Source organism: Sanguibacter suarezii NBRC 16159, assembly GCF_001552735.1.
GTDB lineage: Bacteria > Actinomycetota > Actinomycetes > Actinomycetales > Cellulomonadaceae > Sanguibacter > Sanguibacter suarezii.
On the sequence record NZ_BCRT01000016.1, the window covers coordinates 280,011 to 303,558 of the forward strand.

Annotated in this window: 21 protein-coding genes and 1 riboswitch; of the genes, 12 read left to right on the plus strand and 9 right to left on the minus strand. The window is 69.0% G+C overall.

All coding sequences use genetic code 11. The features are described from left to right. The first annotated feature begins 10 nt into the window (after window positions 1-10). From SS2_RS11925 to SS2_RS11950, 6 genes are all read left to right on the plus strand, one after another. On the plus strand, window positions 11-1,180 hold the full coding sequence (locus SS2_RS11925) for a P-loop NTPase (protein ID WP_066464332.1): 1,170 nt from the start codon (window positions 11-13) through the stop codon (window positions 1,178-1,180). A gap of 133 nt (window positions 1,181-1,313) precedes the next feature. Next, window positions 1,314-2,297, plus strand: coding sequence for a hypothetical protein (locus tag SS2_RS11930; RefSeq protein ID WP_066464335.1), 984 nt, complete (start codon window positions 1,314-1,316; stop codon window positions 2,295-2,297). 187 nt (window positions 2,298-2,484) lie between these two features. Further along, window positions 2,485-3,495, plus strand: a complete 1,011-nt coding sequence (locus SS2_RS11935) for a hypothetical protein (RefSeq protein ID WP_157607319.1) — start codon at window positions 2,485-2,487, stop codon at window positions 3,493-3,495. After that, window positions 3,492-5,072, plus strand: a complete 1,581-nt coding sequence (locus SS2_RS11940) for an efflux RND transporter periplasmic adaptor subunit (RefSeq protein WP_066464337.1) — start codon at window positions 3,492-3,494, stop codon at window positions 5,070-5,072. The genes SS2_RS11935 and SS2_RS11940 overlap by 4 nt, the downstream gene beginning before the upstream one ends. Continuing rightward, a complete protein-coding gene (locus SS2_RS11945; RefSeq protein WP_083942174.1) occupies window positions 5,069-5,782 on the plus strand; it encodes an ABC transporter ATP-binding protein in 714 nt (237 codons plus the stop codon). Before SS2_RS11940 ends, SS2_RS11945 begins: the two co-directional genes overlap by 4 nt. Then, window positions 5,782-7,161: an ABC transporter permease gene (locus SS2_RS11950; protein ID WP_245643543.1), complete on the plus strand. Its 1,380-nt coding sequence runs from the start codon at window positions 5,782-5,784 to the stop codon at window positions 7,159-7,161. Before SS2_RS11945 ends, SS2_RS11950 begins: the two co-directional genes overlap by 1 nt. 50 nt (window positions 7,162-7,211) lie before the next feature. Here SS2_RS11950 and SS2_RS11955 read toward each other — a convergent pair whose 3' ends face one another. The 7 genes from SS2_RS11955 to chvE form a co-directional block, all read right to left on the minus strand. Continuing rightward, the gene (locus SS2_RS11955; RefSeq protein ID WP_066464338.1) at window positions 7,212-8,012 is read right to left on the minus strand and encodes an exodeoxyribonuclease III; all 801 of its coding nucleotides are present in this window, start codon (window positions 8,010-8,012) and stop codon (window positions 7,212-7,214) included. A 46-nt stretch (window positions 8,013-8,058) separates the two neighbouring features. Further along, entirely contained in the window at window positions 8,059-9,351 is a 1,293-nt protein-coding gene (locus SS2_RS11960) for an MFS transporter (protein WP_066464339.1), read from the minus strand. 99 nt (window positions 9,352-9,450) lie between these two features. Beyond that, window positions 9,451-10,344, minus strand: a complete 894-nt coding sequence (locus tag SS2_RS11965) for a bifunctional methylenetetrahydrofolate dehydrogenase/methenyltetrahydrofolate cyclohydrolase (protein ID WP_066464340.1) — start codon at window positions 10,342-10,344, stop codon at window positions 9,451-9,453. Between the two features lie 68 nt (window positions 10,345-10,412). Further along, window positions 10,413-11,702, minus strand: a complete 1,290-nt coding sequence (gene glyA, locus SS2_RS11970) for a serine hydroxymethyltransferase (RefSeq protein ID WP_066464342.1) — start codon at window positions 11,700-11,702, stop codon at window positions 10,413-10,415. Window positions 11,703-11,819: 117 nt separating this feature from the next. After that, a riboswitch (ZMP/ZTP riboswitch) is annotated at window positions 11,820-11,953 on the minus strand. 101 nt (window positions 11,954-12,054) lie between these two features. Beyond that, window positions 12,055-13,227 carry a multiple monosaccharide ABC transporter permease gene (gene mmsB / locus SS2_RS11975; RefSeq protein ID WP_066464344.1) on the minus strand — a complete coding sequence of 391 codons (1,173 nt, stop codon included), beginning with the start codon at window positions 13,225-13,227 and terminating at the stop codon, window positions 12,055-12,057. Beyond that, window positions 13,227-14,774 carry a multiple monosaccharide ABC transporter ATP-binding protein gene (gene mmsA / locus SS2_RS11980; RefSeq protein ID WP_066464346.1) on the minus strand — a complete coding sequence of 516 codons (1,548 nt, stop codon included), beginning with the start codon at window positions 14,772-14,774 and terminating at the stop codon, window positions 13,227-13,229. The genes mmsB and mmsA overlap by 1 nt, the downstream gene beginning before the upstream one ends. A 109-nt stretch (window positions 14,775-14,883) precedes the next feature. After that, window positions 14,884-16,011, minus strand: coding sequence for a multiple monosaccharide ABC transporter substrate-binding protein (gene chvE, locus SS2_RS11985; RefSeq protein WP_066464348.1), 1,128 nt, complete (start codon window positions 16,009-16,011; stop codon window positions 14,884-14,886). Window positions 16,012-16,231: 220 nt separating this feature from the next. On the opposite strand from chvE, the gene SS2_RS11990 reads away from it, so the two are divergent. Then, window positions 16,232-17,473 (plus strand): ROK family transcriptional regulator, encoded by a 1,242-nt coding sequence (locus SS2_RS11990; protein WP_439646309.1) that lies wholly within the window; start codon window positions 16,232-16,234, stop codon window positions 17,471-17,473. A 1-nt stretch (window position 17,474) separates the two neighbouring features. Then, a complete protein-coding gene (locus SS2_RS11995) occupies window positions 17,475-18,236 on the plus strand; it encodes an ATP-binding cassette domain-containing protein (RefSeq protein ID WP_066464353.1) in 762 nt (253 codons plus the stop codon). A gap of 6 nt (window positions 18,237-18,242) precedes the next feature. Here the strand turns inward: SS2_RS11995 and SS2_RS12000 are convergent, their stop codons facing one another. Further along, complete coding sequence (locus tag SS2_RS12000) at window positions 18,243-18,782, minus strand: GNAT family N-acetyltransferase (RefSeq protein ID WP_066464356.1); 540 nt, start codon at window positions 18,780-18,782, stop codon at window positions 18,243-18,245. Between the two features lie 100 nt (window positions 18,783-18,882). Here SS2_RS12000 and purU point away from each other — a divergent pair, with 100 nt between their 5' ends. From purU to SS2_RS12020, 4 genes are all read left to right on the plus strand, one after another. Next, entirely contained in the window at window positions 18,883-19,764 is an 882-nt protein-coding gene (gene purU, locus SS2_RS12005) for a formyltetrahydrofolate deformylase (protein WP_066464357.1), read from the plus strand. Window positions 19,765-19,901: 137 nt separating this feature from the next. Continuing rightward, entirely contained in the window at window positions 19,902-21,206 is a 1,305-nt protein-coding gene (locus SS2_RS12010) for an ABC transporter substrate-binding protein (protein ID WP_066464358.1), read from the plus strand. Window positions 21,207-21,251: 45 nt separating this feature from the next. Continuing rightward, complete coding sequence (locus SS2_RS12015) at window positions 21,252-22,154, plus strand: carbohydrate ABC transporter permease (protein ID WP_066464359.1); 903 nt, start codon at window positions 21,252-21,254, stop codon at window positions 22,152-22,154. Further along, complete coding sequence (locus SS2_RS12020) at window positions 22,151-23,059, plus strand: carbohydrate ABC transporter permease (protein ID WP_066464362.1); 909 nt, start codon at window positions 22,151-22,153, stop codon at window positions 23,057-23,059. The genes SS2_RS12015 and SS2_RS12020 overlap by 4 nt, the downstream gene beginning before the upstream one ends. Before the next feature lie 7 nt (window positions 23,060-23,066). Here SS2_RS12020 and SS2_RS12025 read toward each other — a convergent pair whose 3' ends face one another. Then, window positions 23,067-23,543 carry a DUF2752 domain-containing protein gene (locus SS2_RS12025; RefSeq protein ID WP_083942175.1) on the minus strand — a complete coding sequence of 159 codons (477 nt, stop codon included), beginning with the start codon at window positions 23,541-23,543 and terminating at the stop codon, window positions 23,067-23,069. Between the last annotated feature and the right edge of the window lie 5 nt (window positions 23,544-23,548).

The following is a 23,548-nucleotide window of genomic DNA, read 5'->3' on the forward strand; positions in this document are numbered from 1 at the left end:
GGATGGCGGCATGGCTGACTTCCCCCTCACCGTTGACCTCCCCGCGCTCGAGACCGCCGTCCGGGAGGCGCTCACCACGGTCATCGACCCGGAGATCCGCCGCCCGATCACCGAGCTCGGGATGGTGCGCTCGGTCGCCGTGCAGGAGATCGACGGGCGCCCGGGGACGGCGCGCGCCGTCGTCGGCATCGACCTGACCACGGCCGGGTGCCCGATGAAGTCCACGCTGACGACCGAGACCACCGCTGCGGCGCTGACGGTGCCGGGGATCGAGGAGGCATCCGTCGAGCTCGGGGTGATGAGCACCGAGCAGCGCCTGGGGCTGCGCACGATGCTGCGCGGCGGCACCGGGGCGCCGGAGATCCCCTTCTCCAAGCCCGACTCGCTGACCAAGGTGTACGCGATCGCCTCCGGCAAGGGTGGCGTGGGGAAGTCGACCGTCACGGCAAACCTCGCCGCGGCGATGGCCGCGGACGGGCTCAAGGTCGGTGTGATCGACGCCGACATCTACGGCTTCTCCATCCCGCGCCTGCTGGGGGCGACCGGTCAGCCCACCAAGGTCGACACCATGCTGCTGCCGCCCATCGCGCACGAGGTCAAGGTCGTCTCGATCGGCATGTTCGTGCCGGCCGGGCAGCCGGTCGTGTGGCGCGGACCGATGCTGCACCGCGCGCTCGAGCAGTTCCTCGCGGACGTGTTCTGGGGTGACCTGGACGTGCTGCTGCTCGACCTTCCCCCGGGCACCGGTGACATCGCCATCTCGGTGGGTCAGCTGCTGCCCAACAGCGAGATCGTCGTGGTGACCACCCCGCAGGTGGCTGCCGCCGAGGTGGCTGAGAGGGCGGGTTCTGTCGCCGTGCAGACCAACCAGGGGCTCGTCGGAGTCATCGAGAACATGTCGTGGCTGGAGCAGGCGGACGGCACCCGTCTGGACCTCTTCGGCACCGGCGGCGGCGAGACGGTCGCCGAGAACCTCTCGACCCTGACCGGGACCTCGGTCCCGCTGCTCGGCCACATCCCCCTCGACGTGACGCTGCGCGAGGGCGGGGACGCGGGGATGCCCGTCGTGCTCAGCGACCCGACGTCGCCTGCTGCCCGCGCCCTCATCGAGATCTCCCGCACGCTCGCAGCGCGCGGGCGCGGCCTGGCTGGGCGCCGGCTGGGGCTCAGCGTGGTCTGAGCCTGGTCTGGGCATCGCCGCCGTCCGCTGGTCGGTGGATACACGGACGATCTTCGACATCTACTCTTGTCGCATGCGACGGGCATCCCGTCCATCTCGACCACAGCATCTGAGATGTCGAAGGAGACCGATCATGGCCCGACCTCCCCTCCTGCACGCAGGGGCCGTTGCAGCCCTGGCAGGCTTGCTGACCCTCTCGGGATGCTCCGACGACTCACAGCCGGAGGCAGCGGCAGGCGCGCCCGAGCACGGTCCGCTCACCGCGATGCTCGATGCAGCAACGGGCGACGTCGGACAGGAGGCTGACGCTCGGGACGACGCGACGATCGAGAACCTGATCGCGGAGTGCATGGCTGCGGAAGGTTTCGACTACACGCCCCTGGCCTCGCCGGACACGATCTTCTTCACCGACGAGGACTACGCGAACGCCGACACCGAGAAGTGGGTCGCCGCGCACGGCTACGGCATGTACAAGGCCATGCAGGCTGCGGAGCACGCAGCTGACGGCGAGACGACGGCTGAGCCGGTCGACCCGAACGCCGGCTACGTCGCCTCGTTGTCCGAGAGCGAGGCTGCCGCCTACTACCTGGCTCTCTACGGCGACGCCGCGCAGACACTCCCCGACGAGGAGACCGGTGACCCTGGCTACTCGTGGGAAGACGCCGGCTGCACCGGAGCCGCAGACCACGAGGTCACGGGCGGGGCGGACGCCCTCACCGAGTTCGACGAGATCAACACGGCCATCATGGACCTGTACGCGAGCGTCCAAACAGATCCCCGGCTCGCCGACGTCGCGGCCGCGTGGTCCGACTGCATGGCGGACAAGGGCTACCCCGGGCTCACGACCCCCGAGTCCGCCATGGAATCGGTGGGCGACTCCTGGGATGCCATCTACCACTGGGACGACCCGTCCTTCACCGAACCGTCGGACGAGGACATCGCTGAGTTCCGTGACCTCGAGATCGCGACTGCGACCACCGACCTCGCGTGCCAGCAGGAGGTCGGCTGGGACACCGCGATGCAGGAGGTGCAGGTCGCCCTCGAGGAGAGCTTCCTCAAGGACAACAAGGCAGCCGTCGACGAGTACGTCGCCGCGCTCGAGTCCGCTCGCGGATAGGCGTTCCCGCCTGCCAGAGCTGCCAGGTCAGCCGATCGGATGACTCTCTGATTCAGAACACGCTCGATGTCCACCTCTAGGTGGATACACGAGGTATTCACAACCTCTATGGTTGTCGCAGCAGCGCGCCGTCTCGTGCCGCTTTCAACCATTTCGTGCGTTGTTCGTCGAAGGAGATCCGCCGACCATGATCCGACCCTCCCTGTTGCGCTGGTCTACCGCGATGGCGCTCGTCGGGGCGCTCGCCCTCGCTGGGTGCTCCGACGACACGAAGCAGAGCTCCGACGGCAGCTCTCCCGACGAAGGCCCGCTGAGCAAGATCCTCGGCGCCGCCTGGGAGGAGGAGGACGCGGACTACTACACCAAGCAGCAGGTGGAGGTCGAGAACCTGGTCGCGGAGTGCATGGCGACCGAGGGCTTCGAGTACACCCCCCAGGACTACTCCAGCATGCAGATGGCTAGCTTCGACGAGGAGGACTGGGCCGCACGGAACACCGAGGAGTGGGTGGCCAAGAACGGCTACGGCATGTCCGTGGGCATGGAGACCGAGGAGCCGACCGACCCCGATGCGGAGGAGGGTGAGGAGTGGGTCGACCCGAACGCGGACTACGTCTCCTCCTTGTCCGAGGGTGAGATGACGGCCTACTACGAGGCCCTCTACGGCGTCCAGGACACGGAGATGACCGAGGAAGACATGGAGGAGTACGTCTACAACTGGGAAGAGGGCGGCTGCCAGGGCTATGCCCAGCACGAGGTCTCCGGCGAGATGGACGCCATCTACACCGATCCCCGGTTCGAGGACATCACCGAGGCGATGAACGACTTCTACACGACGGTGCAGGCCGACCCTCGGGTCACGGAGCTGTCCTCCAAGTGGGCCAGCTGCATGGCCGACGCCGGCTACACAGAGTTCACCACGCCTGACGACGCCATGATGTCGATCAACGACGCCCAGAACGAGCTGTACAACTGGGAAGGCGACTTCGACGAGGAGTACACCGGCCCCTCGAGCGAGGAGATCGCGGAGTTGAGTGAGCTTGAGATCGCCACCGCCCTCGCCGACTTCAAGTGCAAGCAGAATGTCGACTGGGACAAGATCTCGCAGAAGGTGCAGTTCGAGCTGGAGGAGACCTTCGTCAAGGACAACAAGGCTGCCCTCGACGAGTACGTCGCCGCCATCCAGGACGCGCGCAAGTGAGCGGCACCGCAGGGGGCACCGCGCTGCTGCGCGGTCACAGGGTGATCTGGCTCATCGCGATCGTCGCGGTCGTGTCCCTCGCCGCCGGCGTGGTGCTCAGCCGGTTCATCCAGTCGCCGAGCGACGCTGCAGCGAAGGCGCAGCCACCGGCAGCCGGTCTCATCACGGTCCCGGTGGAGAACCGGGTCATCGCCAACGACGTGACGATGCGCGCCGACGTCCTCTACGACGAGGCCGTCGAGGTGAAGATCGAGACCGGCGAGATCTCCGGCGCAGCGGTGGTCACCGGAAAGCTCCCTGAGGTCGGCTCCGAGGTGGGTGCTGCCTCGGTGTTCCTCGAGATCGCCGGCCGCCCGGTCATCGCCCTGCCCGGAGAGCTGCCGGCCTACCGCAGCCTGCGAGTCGGCGTCTCTGGTCCGGACGTGCTCCAGCTCAAGCAGGCCCTGGCCAGCCTCGGGATCGAGCCGGGGTCCGTAGAGTCCGACTCCTACGACGCCCGCACCGCCGCTGCCGTGGACAAGCTCTACGTCATGGCCGGCTACCCCTCCCCCGCCGCCTCCGAAGAGAGCCAGGCCGCGCTGGACAGCGCGCGTGCGGCGCTCACCGCAGCGAAGGACATGCTCGCCACCGCCGACGCGGACCTCGCCACCGCGAAGTCCGGACCGACCAAGGCCGAACGGTTGGCGGCCGACAACGCCGTCAACTCCGCCCAGCGAGCCCTCGACACCGCCGTCGCTGAACGCGACGCACCGGCAGGGGTCGACGAGGACGGGCTCGCGCTCCCCAAGGACCAGCGGGCCTTGGACAACGCCGTCGCCGATGCCCAGGACTCGCTCAACCTCGCCGTCGTCCAGCGCGCCGACATCGTCGCCGGCGCCGGGACCGCCGCCCAGCAGACTGCTCGGAACGCCGCGAGCCAGGCCGTCACAGAGGCACAGACCGAGGTGAACGACGCGGCCGAGGCAACGCTGACCTCGCTCCCTGCGAGCGAGGTGGCGTACTTCGCCGCCCTCCCGCGCCGCGTCGACCAGGTCACTGTGGCCCGCGGGGAGACGGTGACCAGCGCCAAGGCTGTCATGAGCGTCTCCGGGGCGGACATCGTCATGTCCGGTTCCGTCGCGTCCTCGGACGCCGCGCTGCTCGAGGCCGGGATGGTGGGCACCTTCCCGCTCCCCGACGGCAGCTCGACCACCGCGACCATCACCGAGGTCACCGCGGCGGAGAGCGCCGCCGACGACGAGGGCGAGTCCACCGACTCCGGGAAGGGCGCGGGAGCAGGGCGGTTCACGGTGCTCTTCACCCCGGACGCCCTCACCCCCGAGCAGATCATCGAGCTCCAGGGCAGCAACATCAAGGTCACCGTCGGCGTCAACTCCACCGGCGACGAGGTCCTCGCCGTGCCGTCGGCCGCGTTGACCGCAGGCCCGGGTGGGGAGTCCCGTGTGGAGCGCAAGGTCACCGGTGAGACCACCGAGCTCATCACGGTCGAGACCGGCCTCGCCGCCGGTGGCTACGTCCAGATCCTCTCCTCCGAGACCGACCTGAGCGACGGCGACCTCGTCGTGGTGGGCAAGTGACCCTCACCGACGAAGCTCACCTCCCGGCCCCGGTGCGCCACCCCGTAGTCGAGCTCGCCGGCCTGACCCGGACCTTCCCCGGGCCGCCCGAGGTCAACGCGCTCACCGGGGCGAACCTCGTGGTGAACCCCGGGGACTACCTGTCGATCATCGGCCCCTCTGGCTCGGGGAAGTCGACCCTGCTGCACATCCTCGGGCTGCTCGACCGCCCCACCAGCGGGGAGTACCTGCTGGACGGGCTGCCGACCGGGAAGGCGTCGGAGTACGACCGCTCCGCGCTGCGGGGCGGGCGCATCGGCTTCGTGTTCCAGTCCTTCCACCTGCTGCCCACCCGGACCGTGCTGGACAACGTGCTGCTGGCCACCCTGTACTCCGGCGTCCCGCGGGCCGAACGCACCAAGCGAGCCAAGGACGCCCTGGAACGGGTGGGACTGGGCCACCGGCTGACCTTCACCCCGGCGACCCTGTCCGGTGGTGAACGTCAGCGCGTGGCCATCGCCCGCGCCGTCGTGGCGAGCCCCAAGCTGCTGCTCGCCGACGAACCGACCGGGAACCTCGACACGAAGAACTCCGCCGGCATCATGGACCTCTTCGACGAGCTGCACCGCGACGGGCTGACGCTCATCGTCATCACCCACGACCTCGCTGTCTCCGCCCGCGCCACCCGGCGGGTGCGGATCACCGACGGCGAGCTGGCGGAGGTCGACTGATGGAACACCTCTCGACCCAGCAGTTCCTGAGTGACGAGCTCAGTGACATGGGCGACGACGTCGGGCCGGGCCCAGGCGCCCGGCGTTGGCTGCCGCGCTTCCTGCGACGCGGGAAGGGCCCGCGCCCGGTCAAGGCGCAGATCCACCTCAGCCACCGTCGCGACCGCTTCTCGGTCAAGGATCTGTTCGCCGAGGCCGCTCACGGCATCGGCGCGCGCCCTGGCCGGCTGCTGCTCACCATCCTGGGCACCGTGCTCGGCATCGGCAGCGTCGTGGTCACGGTCGGCCTGGCCCAGACCGCCGCCGGGCAGATCAGCGCGCAGTTCGACGCGGTCGCCGCGACCCAGGTGGTCGTGGAACCCGACACCACCGGGAACTCCTGGAGCGGGAACGCCCGGCCCAAGACCAAGCTGCCGTGGGACTCCCCCGAGCGGGTCATACGGCTCAACGGCGTGGAGCGGGCCGGGCTCATCGCCGCGGTCAACACCACCGGCGCGACCGTGACGGCGGTGCCGGTCAACGACCCCTCCGCCTCGGCGAGCATCGGCCCAGCGGTCCTCGCGACCTCCGGCGGCCTGCTCGATGCCGTCCGCGGCGAGGTCGTCACAGGCCGCTACTTCGACGACGGGCACAGCGAGCGGGCCGACCGCGTGGCGGTGCTCGGCGAGCGGGCCGCGGAGAAGCTGGGGATCTCCCGGGTGGAGAGCCAGCCGTCCATCTTCATCGGCGAGGACAGCTACACCGTCATCGGGATCGTCAACGCCATGGAGCGCCGCCCGGACATGCTCGACGCGGTCATCCTGCCGATGGGCACCGCCCAGGCCGACTTCGGGCTCACTCGTCCGGACGAGCTGCAGATCCAGATCGCCACTGGCGCCGGGCCGCTCGTCAAGGAGCAGGCGCCGGTCGCCCTCGACCCGAACGGACCGGAGAACTTCAAGGTCAAGGCACCGCCGGCCGGGTCAGAGCTGCGGGAGAACGTCCAGGCGGACATCAACGCGATCTTCCTCGCCCTCGGCGGCGTCGCGCTGCTGGTCGGCGGGCTCGGGATCGCCAACGTCACGCTCCTGTCGGTCATGGAGCGGCGCGGGGAGATCGGGCTGCGTCGTGCGCTCGGGGCGACCCGGCGCAACATCGCCTGGCAGTTCGTCGTGGAGTCCGTCGTGATCGGCCTGCTCGGCGGACTGATCGGGGCGTCGATCGGGGTCTTCGTCGTGGTCGGGGTGTCGATCATGAAGGACTGGACCGCGATCCTCGACATCAAGATGGCGCTCGGCGCCGCCGCGATGGGCGGGGTGATCGGCCTGCTCGCCGGTCTGTACCCGGCAATGAAGGCCGCCGCGATCGAACCGATCACCGCGCTGCGCGGGGGGATCTGACACCGAGGGCGGGCGACGCACGCATGCGCCGCCCGCCCCCAGTCACGCGGTCACAGCGCGTAGTCGACCAGCAGCGGGGCGTGGTCGCTCCACCGCGTCTCGTAGGAGTCGGCGCGGTCGACGCGGACGTTGGAGGCACGCTCGGCCAGGGCCGGGGTGGCCAGCTGGTAGTCGATGCGCCATCCGGAGTCGTTGGCGAAGGACTGGCCGCGGTTGGACCACCACGTGTACGGGCCGGGGCCGTCGCCGCCGTGCACCCGGCCGAGGTCGACCCAGCCCTCGGCGAACCACTTGTCGAGGTAGGCGCGCTCCTGAGGCAGGAAGCCCGCGCTCTTGAGGTTGCCCTTCCAGTTCTTGATGTCGTTGTTGGTGTGCGCGATGTTGAGGTCTCCCGCGACCACCACGTGCTGGCCGCTGGCCATGAGCTCGGTCAGCCGGGTGGTGACCTTCTCCAGGTGGGCGTACTTCTGATCCATCTTGGGCGTCCCGGCGGTGCCGGAGTGGATGTAGGTGGAGACCACGGTGAGGCGCTCCCCCGACGGCAGGTCCAGGTCCGCCTCGACCCAGCGTCCCGTGTCGACGGGGACCTCCGGCTCGCCGTTGCCCAGGCCGATGCGCACGGCGTGGAAGGGCAGCCGGGAGGCGATCGCGACGCCGGCGCGCCCCTTGATCTCGCAGGCTTCGTGGACGATCTGCCAGTCGTCGCCGAGCAGGCTGGCGACGATGTCGTCAGGTGCGCGGACCTCCTGGAGCAGGAGGATGTCGGGTTGGCGGTCGGCGAGCCAGGCGGCCATGCCGTTGCGGTAGGCGGCACGGATGCCGTTGACGTTAGCGGTTGCGATGGTGACCATGCCCCTATCCAACCCCATGCCACCGACGCTCTGGTCCACCCGCGGGTCAGGGCTGGACAGCAGCGTCCGGTGCCGCCGGCACCTCGGCCTCACGGAACCGGCGGGCCAGGACGGCGGAGACGAAGGCCAGCGCCGCGAGGACGGCGAACCCGGCCCGGTGGGCGTCGGCCGTCGCGAAGGCGCCGGTCAGCGCCCCGCCGAGGACCGCACCGAGGTAGGTGAAGATGTTGAGCCGCGCCACGGCCTGGTCGGTGACCGCCTCGACGGAGAGCCCGGTCCGTGATGCGTCGGCCGGCCTGGTCGAGCGCGCTGCCGCCTCGGTGGCACGGTCCCCCGCAGCCGAGAAGGCGAGCGGAGCGACGACGCCGAGGCCCAACCCGGCAGCAGCGAAGCCGAGCAGCGCGACCGGCCAGCCGGGGGCCAGCGCGACGGCCAGCAGCCCCACGGTGCCGATGGTCCCGCCCAGGCGCACCACCGTGACCCGGCCGGCGCGGGCGACCCAGGAGTCGGCGAAGAGCCGGGAGGCGATGAGGGTGGCCTGGTAGGCGGCGTAGCCGAGGGGGGCCACCGCCGTGCTGGCGTCGAGCACGTCCCGCAGGAACGGGGCGCCCCACGTCGAGGCGGCGGAGTCGGCCACGGGGAAGGCGAGCATCGCCGCGCCGAGCACGACGATGGTTGACAACGGCACCGATGCGGCAAGCCGGGCGGGCACCGCGCCCTGCGGCGAGACACCCGGGACCGGGTCCTCGCGGACGAGGCCGCGGGAGAGGACCGCCGTCGCGGCGATCACGACGAGGGCGACGAGCGGGAGCGACCGGTCGAGCTCCACGTCCAGCAGCGCCGCGCCCGAGACACTGAGCGCGCCGAGCACGCCACCGGCGGCGTTGGCGGCGAAGAACGAGGCGAGCACGCTGCGCCCGTAGCCGCGCTCGACGGTGATGCCCTGCATGCTCATCGAGGCGTCCACTGCTCCCAGGCACAGGCCGTAGGCGGCGAAGGCGACGAAGAAGGTGGGCCACGTCGTCGCGAAGCCGACCGCGAGGACCGTCAGCGCCACACCGACCAGCCCGCCCGTGACGACCCGGGCGGAGCCCAGGCGCGCGGCCAGCAGACCCGAGAGAGCGCTCCCAGCGCCGGCGAAGACGCAGACCCCCAGGACCACGAGGGTGATGACGCCGTCGTCCATGCCGAGCCGGTCCTTGTAGTTCGGCACGTTCGTCAGCATGATCGCGAAGGCCATGCCCTGGACGGCGTAGGCCGCGGTGACGCTCACCCGGGCGCGGCGCCGCTCCGCGGGCACGAACGGCGCGGGCGGGATGGTCCGGGGTGCGGAAGTCATGGCCGCACACTAGCCCCTCGACGCCGACGGGACCTCTCGAGTTCATCTCGAGAGCTCCCGTCGGTGCTGGTCACGTGCTGATCACACGGTCACACGGGGTCAGGCGCCCGTCGCTGCGAGCTGACGCTCGGCGCTGTCGACGACGTTCGCGAGCAGCATGGCGCGCGTCATCGGGCCGACGCCGCCCGGGTTGGGCGAGATCCAGCCCGCGACCTCGGCCGCGGCCGGGTCGATGTCTCCCACGACCACAGACTTGCCGGTCTCCGGGTCCGTCGCGCGACTCACGCCGACGTCGATGAGCACGGCGCCGGCCTTGACGTCCTCCGCGCGGACGATGCCCGGGACGCCCGCCGCCGCGACGATCACGTCGGCCGAGCGCAGGTGCGACGACAGGTCCGTGGTCCCGGTGTGGGTGAGGGTGACCGTGGCGTTGACCGCGCGGCGGGTGAGCAGCAGGCCGATCGACCGGCCCACCGTGGTCCCACGGCCGACGACGACGACGTGCTTGCCGGCCAGGTCGATCCCGTTGCGCTCGATGAGGTCGATGATCCCCGCCGGGGTGCACGGCAGCGAGGAGGTGATCGGCTCGTTGGTGCGCAGCACCAGGCGGCCGAGGTTCATCGGGTGCAGGCCGTCGGCGTCCTTGTCGGGGTCGATGAGCTCGAGCACCCGGTTGGTGTCGATGCCGGCGGGCAGCGGCAGCTGGACGATGTAGCCGGTGCAGGCCGGGTCGTCGTTGAGGCGGCGCACGGCAGCCTCGATCTCGTCCTGGGTCGCCTCGGCGGGCAGGTCCTCACGGATGGAGGCGATCCCCACCTCGGCGCAGTCACGGTGCTTGCCGGCGACGTACCAGGTGGACCCGGGGTCCGAGCCCACGAGCAGGGTGCCCAGCCCAGGAGTCGAGCCGGCCTCGCGCAGCGCGCTGACGCGGGCGGTCAGCTCGGCCTTGATCTGCGCCGCAGCGGCCTTGCCATCAAGAATCTGTGCAGTCATGACGTTCTCCTTCGTTCCACCGACCAGCCCCTCCCCCGCGCCCAGCGCGGGGGAGGGATCAGGTGGGGTCAGTACTGCTGGAGGCCGGGGTACAGGGGGAAGTCGGCCGTGAGCTTGTCCACGCGCACCTTGAGGGCGTCGACGTCGGTCGCGGCACCGTCCTTGAGGGCCGTGGCGATGATGTCGGCCACCTCGGTGAACTCGACGTCGCCGAAGCCGCGCGAGGCGAGCGCGGGCGTCCCGATGCGCAGGCCCGAGGTCACGCGCGGAGGGCGCGGGTCGAAGGGCACCGCGTTGCGGTTGACCGTGATGCCGACGGCGTGCAGGAGGTCTTCAGCCTGCTGGCCGTCCAGCTCGGAGTGGCGCAGGTCGACGAGCACGAGGTGCACGTCGGTGCCACCGGTGAGGACGGAGACGCCGGCCTTCGTGACGTCGTCGGCCACGAGGCGGTCGGCGATGATCTTCGCCCCGCGCAGCACGCGCTCCTGACGCTCGGCGAACTCGGCCGAGCCGGCGATCTTGAAGGCCACGGCCTTCGCGGCGACGACGTGCATGAGCGGGCCACCCTGCTGCCCGGGGAAGACGGCCGAGTCGATCTTCTTGGCGTACTCCTCCTTGGACAGGATGAAGCCGGACCGCGGACCACCGATGGTCTTGTGCACGGTCGAGGAGACGACGTCGGCGAAGGGCACCGGGCTCGGGTGCAGGCCGGCGGCGACGAGACCGGCGAAGTGCGCCATGTCGACCCAGAGCTTCGCACCGACCTCGTCGGCGATCGCCCGGAAGGCGGCGAAGTCGAGGTGGCGGGGGTAGGCGGACCAGCCACCGATGATGACGTCAGGGCGCTCGGCCAGGGCAGTCTCGCGGACCTTGTCCATGTCGACCAGGTGCGTGGTGGGGTCCACGCCGTAGGCGGAGACGTCGTAGAGCTTGCCGGAGAAGTTGATCTTCATGCCGTGCGTGAGGTGACCACCGTGGGCCAGCTCGAGGCCGAGGATCTTGTCGCCCTTGTTGATGAGGGCGTGCAGCACGGCGGCGTTGGCCGTGGCACCGGAGTGCGGCTGGACGTTGGCGTGCTCGGCGCCGTAGAGCGCCTTGACGCGGGCGATCGCGAGGTTCTCGGCGATGTCGACCTGCTCGCAGCCGCCGTAGTAGCGGCGACCGGGGTAGCCCTCGGCGTACTTGTTGGTCAGCACCGAGCCCTGGGCCTCCAGGACGGCGCGCGGGACGAAGTTCTCGCTCGCGATCATCTCGAGGGTGTCGCGCTGGCGGGCCAGCTCACCGTCGAGGACGGCGGCGATCTCGGGGTCGACCTGGGCCAGGCCCTGGTTCATAACGGTCTCATTCTGGGCGGTCATGCTTCTCCTTGCAGCGGGAGGCGGCAGGCAGACCCCGTGCGGGACCTGCTCAGTCGAAGAGCCTGCTGTGCGAGAGGCCCAGATGCGCTCATCCGGGCACCGCACACAGAGGTGGGTGACCGGGGCCCAGGCGAACGACCCGAAGTCGGAAAAACGTGTCGCTCCCCGGTGGTGGTCCACCATGCGATCCGCGGTTGTCCCTGTCTCCAGGTCCGACCACCGGTTCGGCTGCGCCAGTCACGACGTGGGAGAGCCTAACGCATGAGGTCCCGGCCACGCCAGAGCCCCCAGAGGATGGGACGCCCAGCTGCGGCGTCCCCCCTCCAGGGGCTCGAGTGCGCGCGTCGGCGGGTCAGCCGAGGCGGGTGCGGCGCTTGTTCACCATGTCGAAGGCGACCGCGGCGAGCAGCACCATGCCCTTGATGGTCTGCTGCCAGGCGGAGTCGACCGCCATGATCGACAGACCCATGTTGAGCACGCCCATGATGAGCGCACCGATCATCGCGCCAGAGATCTTGCCGACGCCGCCGGTCACTGCGGCGCCGCCGATGAAGCACGCTGCGATCGCGTCGAGCTCGTAGTTGTTCCCGGCGGTGGCCACACCCGCGCCGGCACGGGCGGTGGTGACGATTGCCGCGACACCGGCGAGCGCGCCCATGTTGACGAAGATGCCGAAGTCCACCCGGCGGGCGTTGACCCCGGACAGCACCGCCGCGTGACGGTTGCCTCCGACGGCGTAGATGTGACGACCGAAGACGCTCCGGTTGAGCATGAAGGAGTAGGCGATGATGAGGAACCCGACGATGAGCAGCACGATCGGCGTCCCACCCGAGCTCAAGGACAGCCAGTAGGTGAAGACACCGATGATCACCGCGGTGACCGCGATCTTGAGGACGAAGGCCGGCATCGGTTCGACAGCGAGGTCGTGCTTGCGCAGCGAGCTCCGAGAGCGCCACTGGGTCACCGCGAAGGCCACGATCCCGATGCCACCCACGCACAGGGTGACCACGTCGAGATCACCGACGAAGCCGAACCAGTTGGGCAGCGACCCGCTGGAGATCGAGTTGAAGTCCCTGGGCAGCCCCGCCACGGTGGTGCCGACGAGGACGATCGTCAGGCCGCGGAAGATGAGCATCCCGGCAAGGGTCACGATGAACGCTGGGATGCCGACGTAGGCCACCCAGAATCCTTGCCACATGCCCACGAGGGCGCCGATGACGATGGTGAGCAGACATGCCAGCAGCCAGGGCATGTCCCAGCGGGTGAGCATGATGGCGCACAGACCGCCGGTGAAGGCCACGACCGAGCCGACCGAGAGGTCGATGTGGCCCGCGATGATCACCATCATCATGCCGATCGCGAGGATCATCACGTAGGCGTTCTGCTGGAACAGGGCTGCGACGTTGTCCGGGTAGAGGAGCCGACCGTCGGTGAGCACCTGGAAGAACACGACGATGACGATCAGAGCCGCGACGATCCCGTACTGGCGAAGGTTGCGACCGAGGTATTCACGGACGGCGTTCATTAGACTGCGGCTCCCTTGCCCATGGTCATGTACTGCATGAGGGTTTCTTGTGTGGCATCTGCTCGAGCCACCTCTCCGGTGATCCGACCCTGGCTCATCGCGTAGGTGCGGTCGCACAGCCCGATGAGCTCGGGCAGCTCGGAGGAGATGACGATGACGGCCTTGCCCAGGTCGGCAAGAGCGTTGATGATGCCGTAGATCTCGTACTTTGCGCCCACGTCGATACCGCGGGTGGGCTCGTCGAGGATGAGCACGTCAGGGTCGGAGTTCACCCACTTGCTCAGCACGACCTTCTGCTGGTTGCCGCCCGAGAGCTTTCCGACCACGGCCTCGACCGTGGGTGACTTGATCCGGAAGTCGCCGCGGTACTTCTCGGCCACCTTGATCTCGGCTTCGGTCCCCACGATGCCCCAGTGGGCCACCTTGCCCAGCGCGGAGGCGGAGATGTTCTCCCGGATCGTCTGGATGAGGTTGAGCCCGTAGCGCTTGCGGTCCTCGGTCGTGTACGCGACGCCGTGCCCGATGGCCTCGGAGACGGTGCGCATGCTCACCGGCTTGCCGTCCTTGTAGACCGTCCCGGAGATCCGAGAGCCGTAGGAGCGTCCGAACACGCTCATCGCCAGCTCCGTGCGCCCGGCCCCCATGAGTCCTGCCAGGCCGACGATCTCTCCGGCATGAACGGTGATGTTCGCGTCCTGGACGACGAGCCGCTCGGAGTCGATGGGGTGGTGCACCGTCCAGTTCTCCACGCGCAGCACCTCGGCGCCGATCACGGGGGTGTGGTCGGGGAACCTGCTGTCCATGGACCGCCCGACCATGGACCGGATGATGCGGTCCTCGGTCACCGGCTCGTCGCCGTGGAGGTCGAGGGTCTCGATCGTGGCGCCGTCCCGGATGATCGTCACCCGGTCGGCGATCGCGGAGATCTCGTTGAGCTTGTGGGAGATGATGATGCAGGTGATCCCGTTGTCGCGGAACTGAGCGATCAGAGCGAGCAGGTGGGCGCTGTCCTCGTCGTTCAGGGCGGCCGTGGGCTCGTCGAGGATGAGCAGGTCGACCTTCTTGGACAGGGCCTTGGCGATCTCCACGAGCTGCTGCTTGCCGACGCCGATGTCCATGGCCTTGACCTGCGGGCTGTCCGTGAGGCCGACGCGGGCGAGGAGCTCGCTGGCGTCACGCATGGCGAGGTTCCAGTCGATGATCCCCGCCGCCGACCGCTCGTTGCCGAGGAAGATGTTCTCCGCGATGGACAGGTACGGGATGAGGGCCAGCTCTTGGTGGATGATCACCACGCCGCGTGCCTCGCTGTCCCGGATGGACCGGAAGTCGCAGTCCTTGCCGTTGAGCACGATCGTGCCGTCATAGCTGCCGTGGGGGTACACCCCGGACAGCACGTTCATGAGGGTCGACTTCCCGGCCCCGTTCTCCCCGCAGATCGCGTGGACCTCCCCACGCCTGACGCTCAGCGTGACGTCGCTGAGCGCCTTGACGCCGGGGAACTCCTTGGTGATCTCGCGCATCTCGAGGATGTAGTCGTTGTCACCCATCCGTGCTCCTCACTCATTCCTGCTCTGCTGCTGTTCTGCTCGGCCGCCACTCGGGCGCGGCGCCGGTCCTGGGTGGCCGCCAGACCCCCACGACCGACGCCGCGATGAGTCAGAGGCCGAGCTGGTCGGCCGTGTAGAACTCGGACTCGACGAGCATCGACTCGATGGTGTCCGGGGTGACGACCTGCGGCGGGAGGAGGAAGGACGGGACAACCTTGACGCCGTTGTCGTACGTCTCCTCGTCGTTGACGGTGACGTCCTCGCCGTTGACGATCTGGGTGACCATGGTCGCGACCTGGTCGCCCAGGGTGCGGGTGTCCTTCCACACGGTCATCGACTGCATGCCGGCGATCATGTTCTTCACGTTCGGCTCGTCAGCGTCCTGACCGGTGATGAGGGGCCACTCCTCCGTGGCGTAGCCACCGCTGGTGAGGGCCTGCTCGATGCCCAGGGCGAGCGAGTCGTTCGGGGAGAGCACGACGTCGACCTTCTTGTCCGTGTAGAAGGAGTTGAGCCGGTTCTCCATCTCCGACTGGGCCGTGGCGGACTCCCAGCCCTGGACGCCGATCGTGGTCCAGTCCTCGACGGTGGCCGGGGCCTTGCCGGACGGGACGACCAGCTGGCCCGAGGCGACGTAGGGCTGGAGCACGTCCCAGGCGCCCTTGAAGAAGAACTTCGCGTTGTTGTCGTCAGGGGACCCGGCGAAGGGCTCGAGGTTGAACGGGCCGGCGCCGTCAGCGAGCCCGAGCTGCTCCTCGATGAACTGGCCCTGGAGGGTCCCGACGAGCTCGTTGTCGAAGGTCGCGTAGTAGTCGACGTTGGGCGAGTCGTTGATGAGGCGGTCGTAGGCGATGACGGGGATGTCCTTGGCTGCGGCCGCCTCCAGGACCGGTCCGAGGGCAGTGCCGTTGATCGAGGCGATGACCAGGACGTCCGCGCCGTCGTTGATCATGTTCTGCACCTGGGTGATCTGCGTGTCCACCTTGTTGTCGGCGTACTGCAGGGTCGTGGTGTAGCCCTCCTTCTTGAGCAGCTCTTCGAGGTGAGCACCATCCTTGTTCCAGCGCTCGAGGCTCTTGGTCGGCATGGCGATGCCGATGGTCGTCGAGTCGGATCCAGAACCCGAGCCTGAGGTTGAGGCGGAGTCGCTGTCACGCTCGGAGCTACATCCAGCAAGGGCTCCGAACAGCAGCGCCGAGCCCGCGAGGGCGGCAACCGTTTTGCGCAGTGACGTCATCGTCATGTCCTTTTCACCGTTGAATAGGGGTGGACGTCGCCGATGCGTCGTCCGACGGCCGGGTGGATCGTTCCACCGTGGCCGGTGTCGAGAAAACTATGACCTCTGAGTTTGACCGTCAACTCCAGAAACCACTTCGTTACCATTTTGTGTTTGAGCCTCAAACTCAAGGAGGTGGCTTGGATCACAGCCGGCCCGCTGAGGTAGGCTCTGCGGCGTGATCATCGACCGATCCACGCCCGGATCGCAGGCGTCTCTCCGAGAAGCGAACAGAGCGCGCATCGTCGACGCCGTGAAGCGCTTCGGTGGACTGACGCAGGTCGAGCTCGCGGAGGCCACTGGGCTGTCGACCGCGACCATCTCCACCATCGTCCGAGAGCTCACCGGCGCAGGAGTCGTGGACACCCGCCCCACCTCACGGTCTGGGCGCCGCGCACTCAAGGTCACCCTCGCCAGACAGCTCGGCCTCGTCGCCGGGATCCAGTTCGGCCACCGCCACCTCAAGGTGGCTCTGGGCGACTTCGGCCGCACGATCGTCGCCGAGCAGCAGATGCCGCTCCCCCTCGACCACCGTGTCGACACGGGGCTGGACCGAGCCGCGCTCCTCGTCGTGGACCTGCTGGAGCGGGTGGGCGCCTCGATGGACGAGCTCCTGACGATCGGCGTGGCACTGCCCGCTCCCGTCGACACCGCGACCGGCATGATCTCGGTGCGCGGGGTGATGCGCGGCTGGGACGACCTGCACATCGGCCAGACCATGTCCAAGCGGCTCGCGCGCCCGGTCATCGTCGACAACGACGCCAACCTCGGCGCCCTCGCCGAGCACGAGCTGGGCGCCGGGCGCGGCTACCGCGACGTGGTCTTCGTCCGGGCCTCCTACACCACGGGCGCCGGCATCATCCTCGGCGGGCACCTGCACCGCGGGTACGCAGGCACCGCGGGCGAGATCGGGCACGTCCAGGTGGATCCCATGGGCGACATCTGCCGGTGCGGGAACCGCGGCTGCCTGGACACGGTGGTGGGATCGAGCGCGCTGCTGGACCTTGTGCGGTCCAGCCACGGCGACCTCACCCTCCGGGACATCATCCTGCGGGCCCGCGACGGCGACCCCGGCTGCGGACGCGTCATCGCCGACGCCGGTGAGCGGATCGGCAAGGTCGTGGCGCAGGTCGTCAACACGCTCAACCCCCAGCTCGTGGTGGTCGGTGGGGAGCTCGCCGCGGCCGGGGAGATCCTCGTGGCGCCGCTGCGCGAGGAGGCGCTGCGCCACACCGCGCAGAACACCATCGCGCCGGTTGAGGTCGTGCTGGGCGAGCTCGGCCCCCAGGCCGAGGTGATGGGCGCCCTCACCCTCGCGCTGCAGTCCACCGAGGTTGCGACGGACCACCAGACCATCACCGCGCTGACCGACGACTCCATGGCCGCACAGAGACACCTCGACGCACTCCGAACGAAGGATTGACGTGAGCGATCCCACCTCCACCCCAGCACTGTCGCTGCGGGGCATCAACAAGTCCTACGGCGCGGTCCGCGCACTCTCCGAGGTCACCTTCACGGTCCATCCGCACGAGGTGGTCGCCGTCGTCGGCGACAACGCCGCGGGCAAGTCGACCCTCGCCAAGGTCATCGCCGGGGTGATCACCCCCGACTCAGGGATCATCGAGTCCGAGGGCGTGCCCGTCACCATCCCGACGCCGGCCAGCGCCCACGCCCTGGGCATCGCGACGGTCTTCCAGGAGCTCGCCCTGTGCGACAACCTCGACGTCGTCTCGAACCTGTTCCTGGGCCGCGAGCTGCGTCGCGGGCGCCACATGGACGAGGCGGCGATGGAGGAGATCGCGCGCAAGATCCTGCGCGACCTCACCTCACGGATCCCGTCGGTGCGGTCGCTGCTCTCGTCCCTGTCCGGCGGGCAGCGCCAGTCCGTCGCGATCGCGCGGACACTGCTGGGCAACCCGCGGATCGTCGTGCTCGACGAGCCCACCGCCTCCTTGTCCGTCTCCCAGACCGCTGAGGTCCTCACGCACATCGAACGGCTGCGCGACCTCGGCCACGCCGTGGTGCTCATCAGCCACAACATGAACGACGTGCGCTCGGTCGCCGATCGCATCGAGGTGCTGCGTCACGGACGCAACAACGGCAGCTTCCCCGGGCACTCGACGAGCCACGAGGAGATCATCGCCGCGATCACCGGCGCCGGCGACTACTCGATGCCGGCGCACTGACCGAGGTCAGTCCCGCGCGTCGACCTCGTCGCCGTCAGCGTCGCCGTCAGGGTCGACGTCGGGCTCGGTGTCGCCCAGGATCCGGCGCAGGTAGGCGAAGGTCAGGTCCCCGGCCACCTGGTCGTACTGGTGCTCGTAGCCCTGCTTCTGGTACATCGCGAGGTTCTGCTTGGAGTCCTTGCCGGTGAAGACCCAGATCTCCTTGGTCTCCTCAGGCAGGTGCGGCAGCACCGCGAACATCATCTGCGTGCCGATCCCCTTGCCCTGCAGGTCGGGGGCGACCGCGAGGCGTCCGAGCGTGGCCTTGTCGTCCTCGATCTCCACCCGGACCGAACCCACCAGGCGGTGCCCGGACCAGGCGCCGAGGGTGACGACGCCGGGCGCGGACAGGTCCGCGCGCAGCTCACCCAGGGTCTGGGTCAGCGGCGGGATGTTCGGGTCCCCGTAGACCTGCGCCTCGGTGACGAAGGCCGCCCGCCGCAGCGTGAGCAGCTCGCCGGCTGCCTCGTCGGTCACCAGGCCGATCGTGATGTCTAGGTCGCTCATGCACGTATCGTCTCAGACTTCAGGGGGGTGCTGGGCACCGGCACGCAGGTCCGGACGGACGGCTGCCCCTGTCGCCGACCACCTGGACTAGCCTGGGCACGTGACCACCACGCCGACTCCCGCGACAGATCCCGACGTCTCCCAGCACTGGGTCCTGACCCTGTCCTGCCCGGACGGTCCCGGGATCGTGCACGCCGTCGCCGGTCTGCTCGCCGAGCACGGTGGCAACATCACCGAGTCCCAGCAGTTCGGCGACCCGGACACGCACCTGTTCTTCATGCGGGTCCAGGTCGAGTCGGCCGCCTCGCGCGAGGAGCTGGCCACCGCGCTGGAGGCGCTGGCAGCCGACTTCGACATGACGTGGACCCTCGACGTCGTCGGCCGCCCGGTCCGCACGCTCATCCTCGTGAGCACCGCCGCGCACTGCCTCAACGACCTGCTCTTTCGCCAGCGCTCGGAGAACCTGCCGATCGACATCGTGGCCGTGGCCGGCAACCACCGCGACCTCAAGCCGCTGACGGAGTTCTACGGCAAGACCTTCCACCACATCCCCGTCACCAAGGACACCAAGCCTCAGGCCGAGGCGCGTCTGCTCGAGCTGGTGCGCGAGCTCGACGTCGAGCTCGTCGTCCTGGCCCGCTACATGCAGGTGCTCTCCGACGACCTGTGCCGCCAGCTCGAGGGTCAGGTCATCAACATCCACCACTCCTTCCTGCCAAGCTTCAAGGGCGCCAAGCCCTACCACCAGGCGCACGACCGCGGCGTCAAGCTCATCGGAGCGACCTCGCACTATGTCACCGGTGACCTCGACGAGGGACCGATCATCGAGCAGGACGTCGAGCGGGTGGACCACTCCCGCCACGTCGGCGAGCTCGTCGCCCAGGGCCAGGACGTGGAACGACGTGTGCTCGCCCGCGCCGTGCGCTGGCACGCCGAGCACCGGGTGCTGCTCAACGGGCACCGGACCGTCATCTTCCGCTGAGCACGTCGGCGCCCGACACCTTTTGACAGGGTGGCTGGGCGGGCTTTTGATGAAGGTGGATCGACATGGGGCGCACCGTAGCTCTCCACTGTCGCGACCGCGGCGTCGATCACGACGGCAACGGAGGCGTATTCACCATGACGCGCAAGCACACCCGAATCATGGGGGTGGTGGCCGCCCTCGCGGCAGCCACCCTGGCCCTGAGCTCGTGCGGTTCCGACGACGGCGGGAACGACGGCGGCACCGATGGCGGGACCTCGAACAGCGCCGGCCAGGTCGAGGTCTTCACCTGGTGGGCCTCGGGCTCGGAGAAGCTCGGGCTCGACGCCCTCGTGGAGGTGTTCAACACCCGGCACCCTGACGTGGAGTTCGTCAACGGGGCCGTCGCCGGCGGCGCCGGCTCGGCAGCCAAGGACCTGCTGCAGTCCCGGCTGCAGACCAACGACCCCCCGGACACCTTCCAGGCCCACGCCGGCGCAGAGCTCACCGACTACATCAACGCCGCGCAGATCGAGGACGTCTCCGACCTCTACGAAGAGTTCGAGCTGACCGAGGCCTTCCCCGAGGACCTCATCAGCCGGCTCACCGTCGACGACAAGATCTACTCGATCCCGTCCAACATCCACCGTGCCAACATGACCTGGGCGAACCCGACGGTGCTCACCGAGGCTGGGCTCGACCCGACGGCCACCTACGCCACCCTCGACGAGTGGTTCCCGGCCCTGGACGCCGTCCAGGCCACCGGCAAGACCCCGCTGTCGATCGCGACCACGTGGACCCAGGTCCACCTGCTCGAGACGGTGCTGCTGTCCGCACTCGGCGACGAGGCGTACTCCGGGCTGTGGGACGGCACCACGGACTGGAACAGCCCCGAGGTCACCGCAGCGCTGGAAGACTTCGAGAAGCTCATGAGCTACACCAACACCGACCGCGACGGTCTGGACTGGCCCGACGCCACCCAACAGGTGATCGACGGTCAGGCGGCCTTCAACGTCATGGGCGACTGGGCGGTGGCGGCCTTCGAAGAAGCCGGCCAGGAGGCCGAGACCGACTTCATCTACTTCCCGGTGCCGGGCACCGACGGCGTCTTCGACTTCCTCGCGGACTCCTTCACCCTGCCGGTCGGCGCACCGAACGCGGACGGCGCCAAGGCCTGGCTCGAGACCGTCGGCTCCCTCGAAGGCCAGACGGCCTTCAACCAGGCCAAGGGCTCCATCCCCGCACGCACGGACGCCGACCCGGCGGACTTCAGCGAGTACCAGCAGACGGCCATCACGTCCTTCGCGGACGACACGATCGTCTCCTCCCTCGCCCACGGCGCGGCCACCCCGGTGGCCACGCTCAACGCCATCACGGACGCGACGAGCAAGTTCACCTCCGGGGGCTCGGACCTGGCCTCCTTCCAGAGCGAGCTGGCCGCAGCGGCAGGCTCAGGCAGCTGACACGAGCGCGCCGTCCCCCGTCCCGCTCGAGGAAGAGGCACCGACGTGTTCCGAAAGTTCCGGCACTGGGGACCGCCCCTGCTGCTCATCTCCCCGACGCTGATCGTGCTGGGGATCTTCGTCTACGGCCTGATCGCCGTCAACATCAACACCTCGCTCACCGACGCCAACGACGCCGCGCGCTCGGTGGGCAGCGAACCGTCCACCTTCGTCGGGCTGGACAACTACGCCGAGCTGCTGGGGTCGCAGGACTTCCAGCACTCCCTGCGCAACCTCGTGCTCTACACGGTCGTCTTCCTCGTGGGGACGATGGCCTTCGGCTTCCTGTGGGCCTGGCTGCTCGACCGGCCGGTGCGGTTCGAAGGCTTCTACCGCTCCATCTACCTCTTCCCCATGGCCGTGTCCTTCATCGCCTCGGGCGTGGTCTGGCGGTGGCTGCTCAACTCCAACCAGGGAGAGTCGGCCCTCGGCCTCAACCGGCTCTTCCAGATGGTCGGCCTGGGGTTCTTGCAGAACAACTGGTGGAACAACATCAACGTCGGCATCGCCGCGATCGCCATCCCCGCCATCTGGCAGCTGTCCGGCTACGTCATGGCCCTGTTTCTCGCCGGCTTCCGGGGCATCCCCGATGAGCTGCGGGAGGCAGGGCGCATGGATGGTGCCTCGGAGTGGAAGCTCTATCGCTTCGTCATCTTCCCCCAGCTCGGCCCTGTCGCGCTGGCTGCGGTCATCATCATCGGTCACATGTCGCTCAAGGCCTTCGACCTCATCATGTCCATCTCCAAGCCGGCGAACTATCAGACCAAGGTTCCCGCGGTGGACATGTACATCCTCAAGTCGAGCTTCGACTACGCGAGCGCGGCGGCCGTGGGCACGATCCTGCTGGTCATCGTCGGGGTGCTGGTGGTCCCCTACCTCATCCACAACCACCGGGAAGGCCGGTCATGACCACCGCCGCCGCTGCTGCCGCTGCCGCTGCCGCGGAGCTCACCACCCCGATCAGGCCTGCCAGCCGTGCCAAGGCACCCGTCGGCCGGTTCTCGGCCGGGCGCACCATCCGGTATGCGCTGCTGCTCGTGTTCGTCATGATCGTCCTCGTCCCGGTGTACGTGCTCGTCGTGACGAGCTTCAAGGGCGCCGGTGACGCGAGCCCGGCGCGCGCCTGGAACCTCCCGCAGATCTGGACGACGGAGAACTGGCGGACGGCGTGGGAGACGCTCTCCCCCGCGCTCGGTCGCACCTTCCAGATGGTCATCCCGGCCGCGATCATCTCGTCCGTGCTCGGCTCGCTCAACGGGTTCGTGCTCTCGCGGTGGCGCTTCCGCGGCGCGGACATCGTCTTCACCCTGATCCTGTTCGGGATGTTCATCCCCTACCAGGCGGTCATCATCCCGCTGTCCCAGATCGTGGTGCAGGTCGGCCTGCCCAGCGGCGTGCCGACCCTGATCTTCCTGCACGTGATCTACGGGCTGCCGATCACCACGCTGATCTTCCGCAACTACTACCAGTCGATCCCCCACGAGCTCATCGAGGCGGCCCGGATCGACGGGGCCGGGATGCTGCGGACGTACTACTCCGTCGTGCTGCCCATCTCGGTGCCGAGCTTCGTCGTCGTGCTCATCTGGCAGTTCACCTCGGCGTGGAACGACTTCCTCTTCGCCGTGTTCTTCTCCTCCAGCCAGAACGGACCGGTGACGCTGGCCCTGAACAACCTCGCCAACGGCGCCATGCTGCAGAACTACGGCGTGTCCATGGCCGGGGCGCTGCTGGCCAGCTTCCCCACCCTGCTCGTCTACATCCTGCTCGGCAGGTACTTCATCGGCGGGCTGATGTCTGGCTCGGTCAAGGGCTGAGGCCGGCTCAGGGCAAGACGCCGCCGGGCGCCAACCAGGGCGCCAGCGCGGGCACGTTGCGCAGGACCGCATAGGCGAGGACGACGGCGAGCGGGGCCGCCCACATCCACGCCGCGACCTGGAGGTCGAGGCGTCTGCCCCGCCACGCGCGCAGGAGCCACGCGACCCATGCCAGGACCAGGACGGGGACCACCAGGACCCACAACGGGTTCATGGACCAGGCGCTCACGAGGTCGAGGTGAGCCAGGTCGGCGGTGGCACGCAGGGCACCGCAGCCGGGGCAGTAGACGCCCAGCAGCCACAGGCTCGGGCAGGTGCCGTACTGCCCGGGGGTGTGCGGGCTGACCGTGGCCAGGAGCGTCGTCGCGCCTGCCACGGCGGCTGCGGTGAGCAGCGGCGGACGCAGCCGGCGCCACCGACCGTGCTCCGCGCGGGCTGGTGAGAGCCCGCTGGAGCGGTCGGTGGCGCCGGGTGCGTGGTGCATGAGCG

Coding starts and splice junctions, on each gene's coding strand:
- SS2_RS11925 (WP_066464332.1), top strand. CDS start 11: ATGGCTGACTTCCCCCTCACCGTTGACCTCCCCGCGCTCGAGACCGCC.
- SS2_RS11930 (WP_066464335.1), top strand. CDS start 1,314: ATGGCCCGACCTCCCCTCCTGCACGCAGGGGCCGTTGCAGCCCTGGCA.
- SS2_RS11935 (WP_157607319.1), top strand. CDS start 2,485: ATGATCCGACCCTCCCTGTTGCGCTGGTCTACCGCGATGGCGCTCGTC.
- SS2_RS11950 (WP_245643543.1), top strand. CDS start 5,782: ATGGAACACCTCTCGACCCAGCAGTTCCTGAGTGACGAGCTCAGTGAC.
- SS2_RS11955 (WP_066464338.1), bottom strand. CDS start 8,012: ATGGTCACCATCGCAACCGCTAACGTCAACGGCATCCGTGCCGCCTAC.
- SS2_RS11960 (WP_066464339.1), bottom strand. CDS start 9,351: ATGACTTCCGCACCCCGGACCATCCCGCCCGCGCCGTTCGTGCCCGCG.
- SS2_RS11965 (WP_066464340.1), bottom strand. CDS start 10,344: ATGACTGCACAGATTCTTGATGGCAAGGCCGCTGCGGCGCAGATCAAG.
- glyA (WP_066464342.1), bottom strand. CDS start 11,702: ATGACCGCCCAGAATGAGACCGTTATGAACCAGGGCCTGGCCCAGGTC.
- mmsB (WP_066464344.1), bottom strand. CDS start 13,227: ATGAACGCCGTCCGTGAATACCTCGGTCGCAACCTTCGCCAGTACGGG.
- mmsA (WP_066464346.1), bottom strand. CDS start 14,774: ATGGGTGACAACGACTACATCCTCGAGATGCGCGAGATCACCAAGGAG.
- chvE (WP_066464348.1), bottom strand. CDS start 16,011: ATGACGTCACTGCGCAAAACGGTTGCCGCCCTCGCGGGCTCGGCGCTG.
- SS2_RS12000 (WP_066464356.1), bottom strand. CDS start 18,782: ATGAGCGACCTAGACATCACGATCGGCCTGGTGACCGACGAGGCAGCC.
- SS2_RS12010 (WP_066464358.1), top strand. CDS start 19,902: ATGACGCGCAAGCACACCCGAATCATGGGGGTGGTGGCCGCCCTCGCG.
- SS2_RS12020 (WP_066464362.1), top strand. CDS start 22,151: ATGACCACCGCCGCCGCTGCTGCCGCTGCCGCTGCCGCGGAGCTCACC.
- SS2_RS12025 (WP_083942175.1), bottom strand. CDS start 23,543: ATGCACCACGCACCCGGCGCCACCGACCGCTCCAGCGGGCTCTCACCA.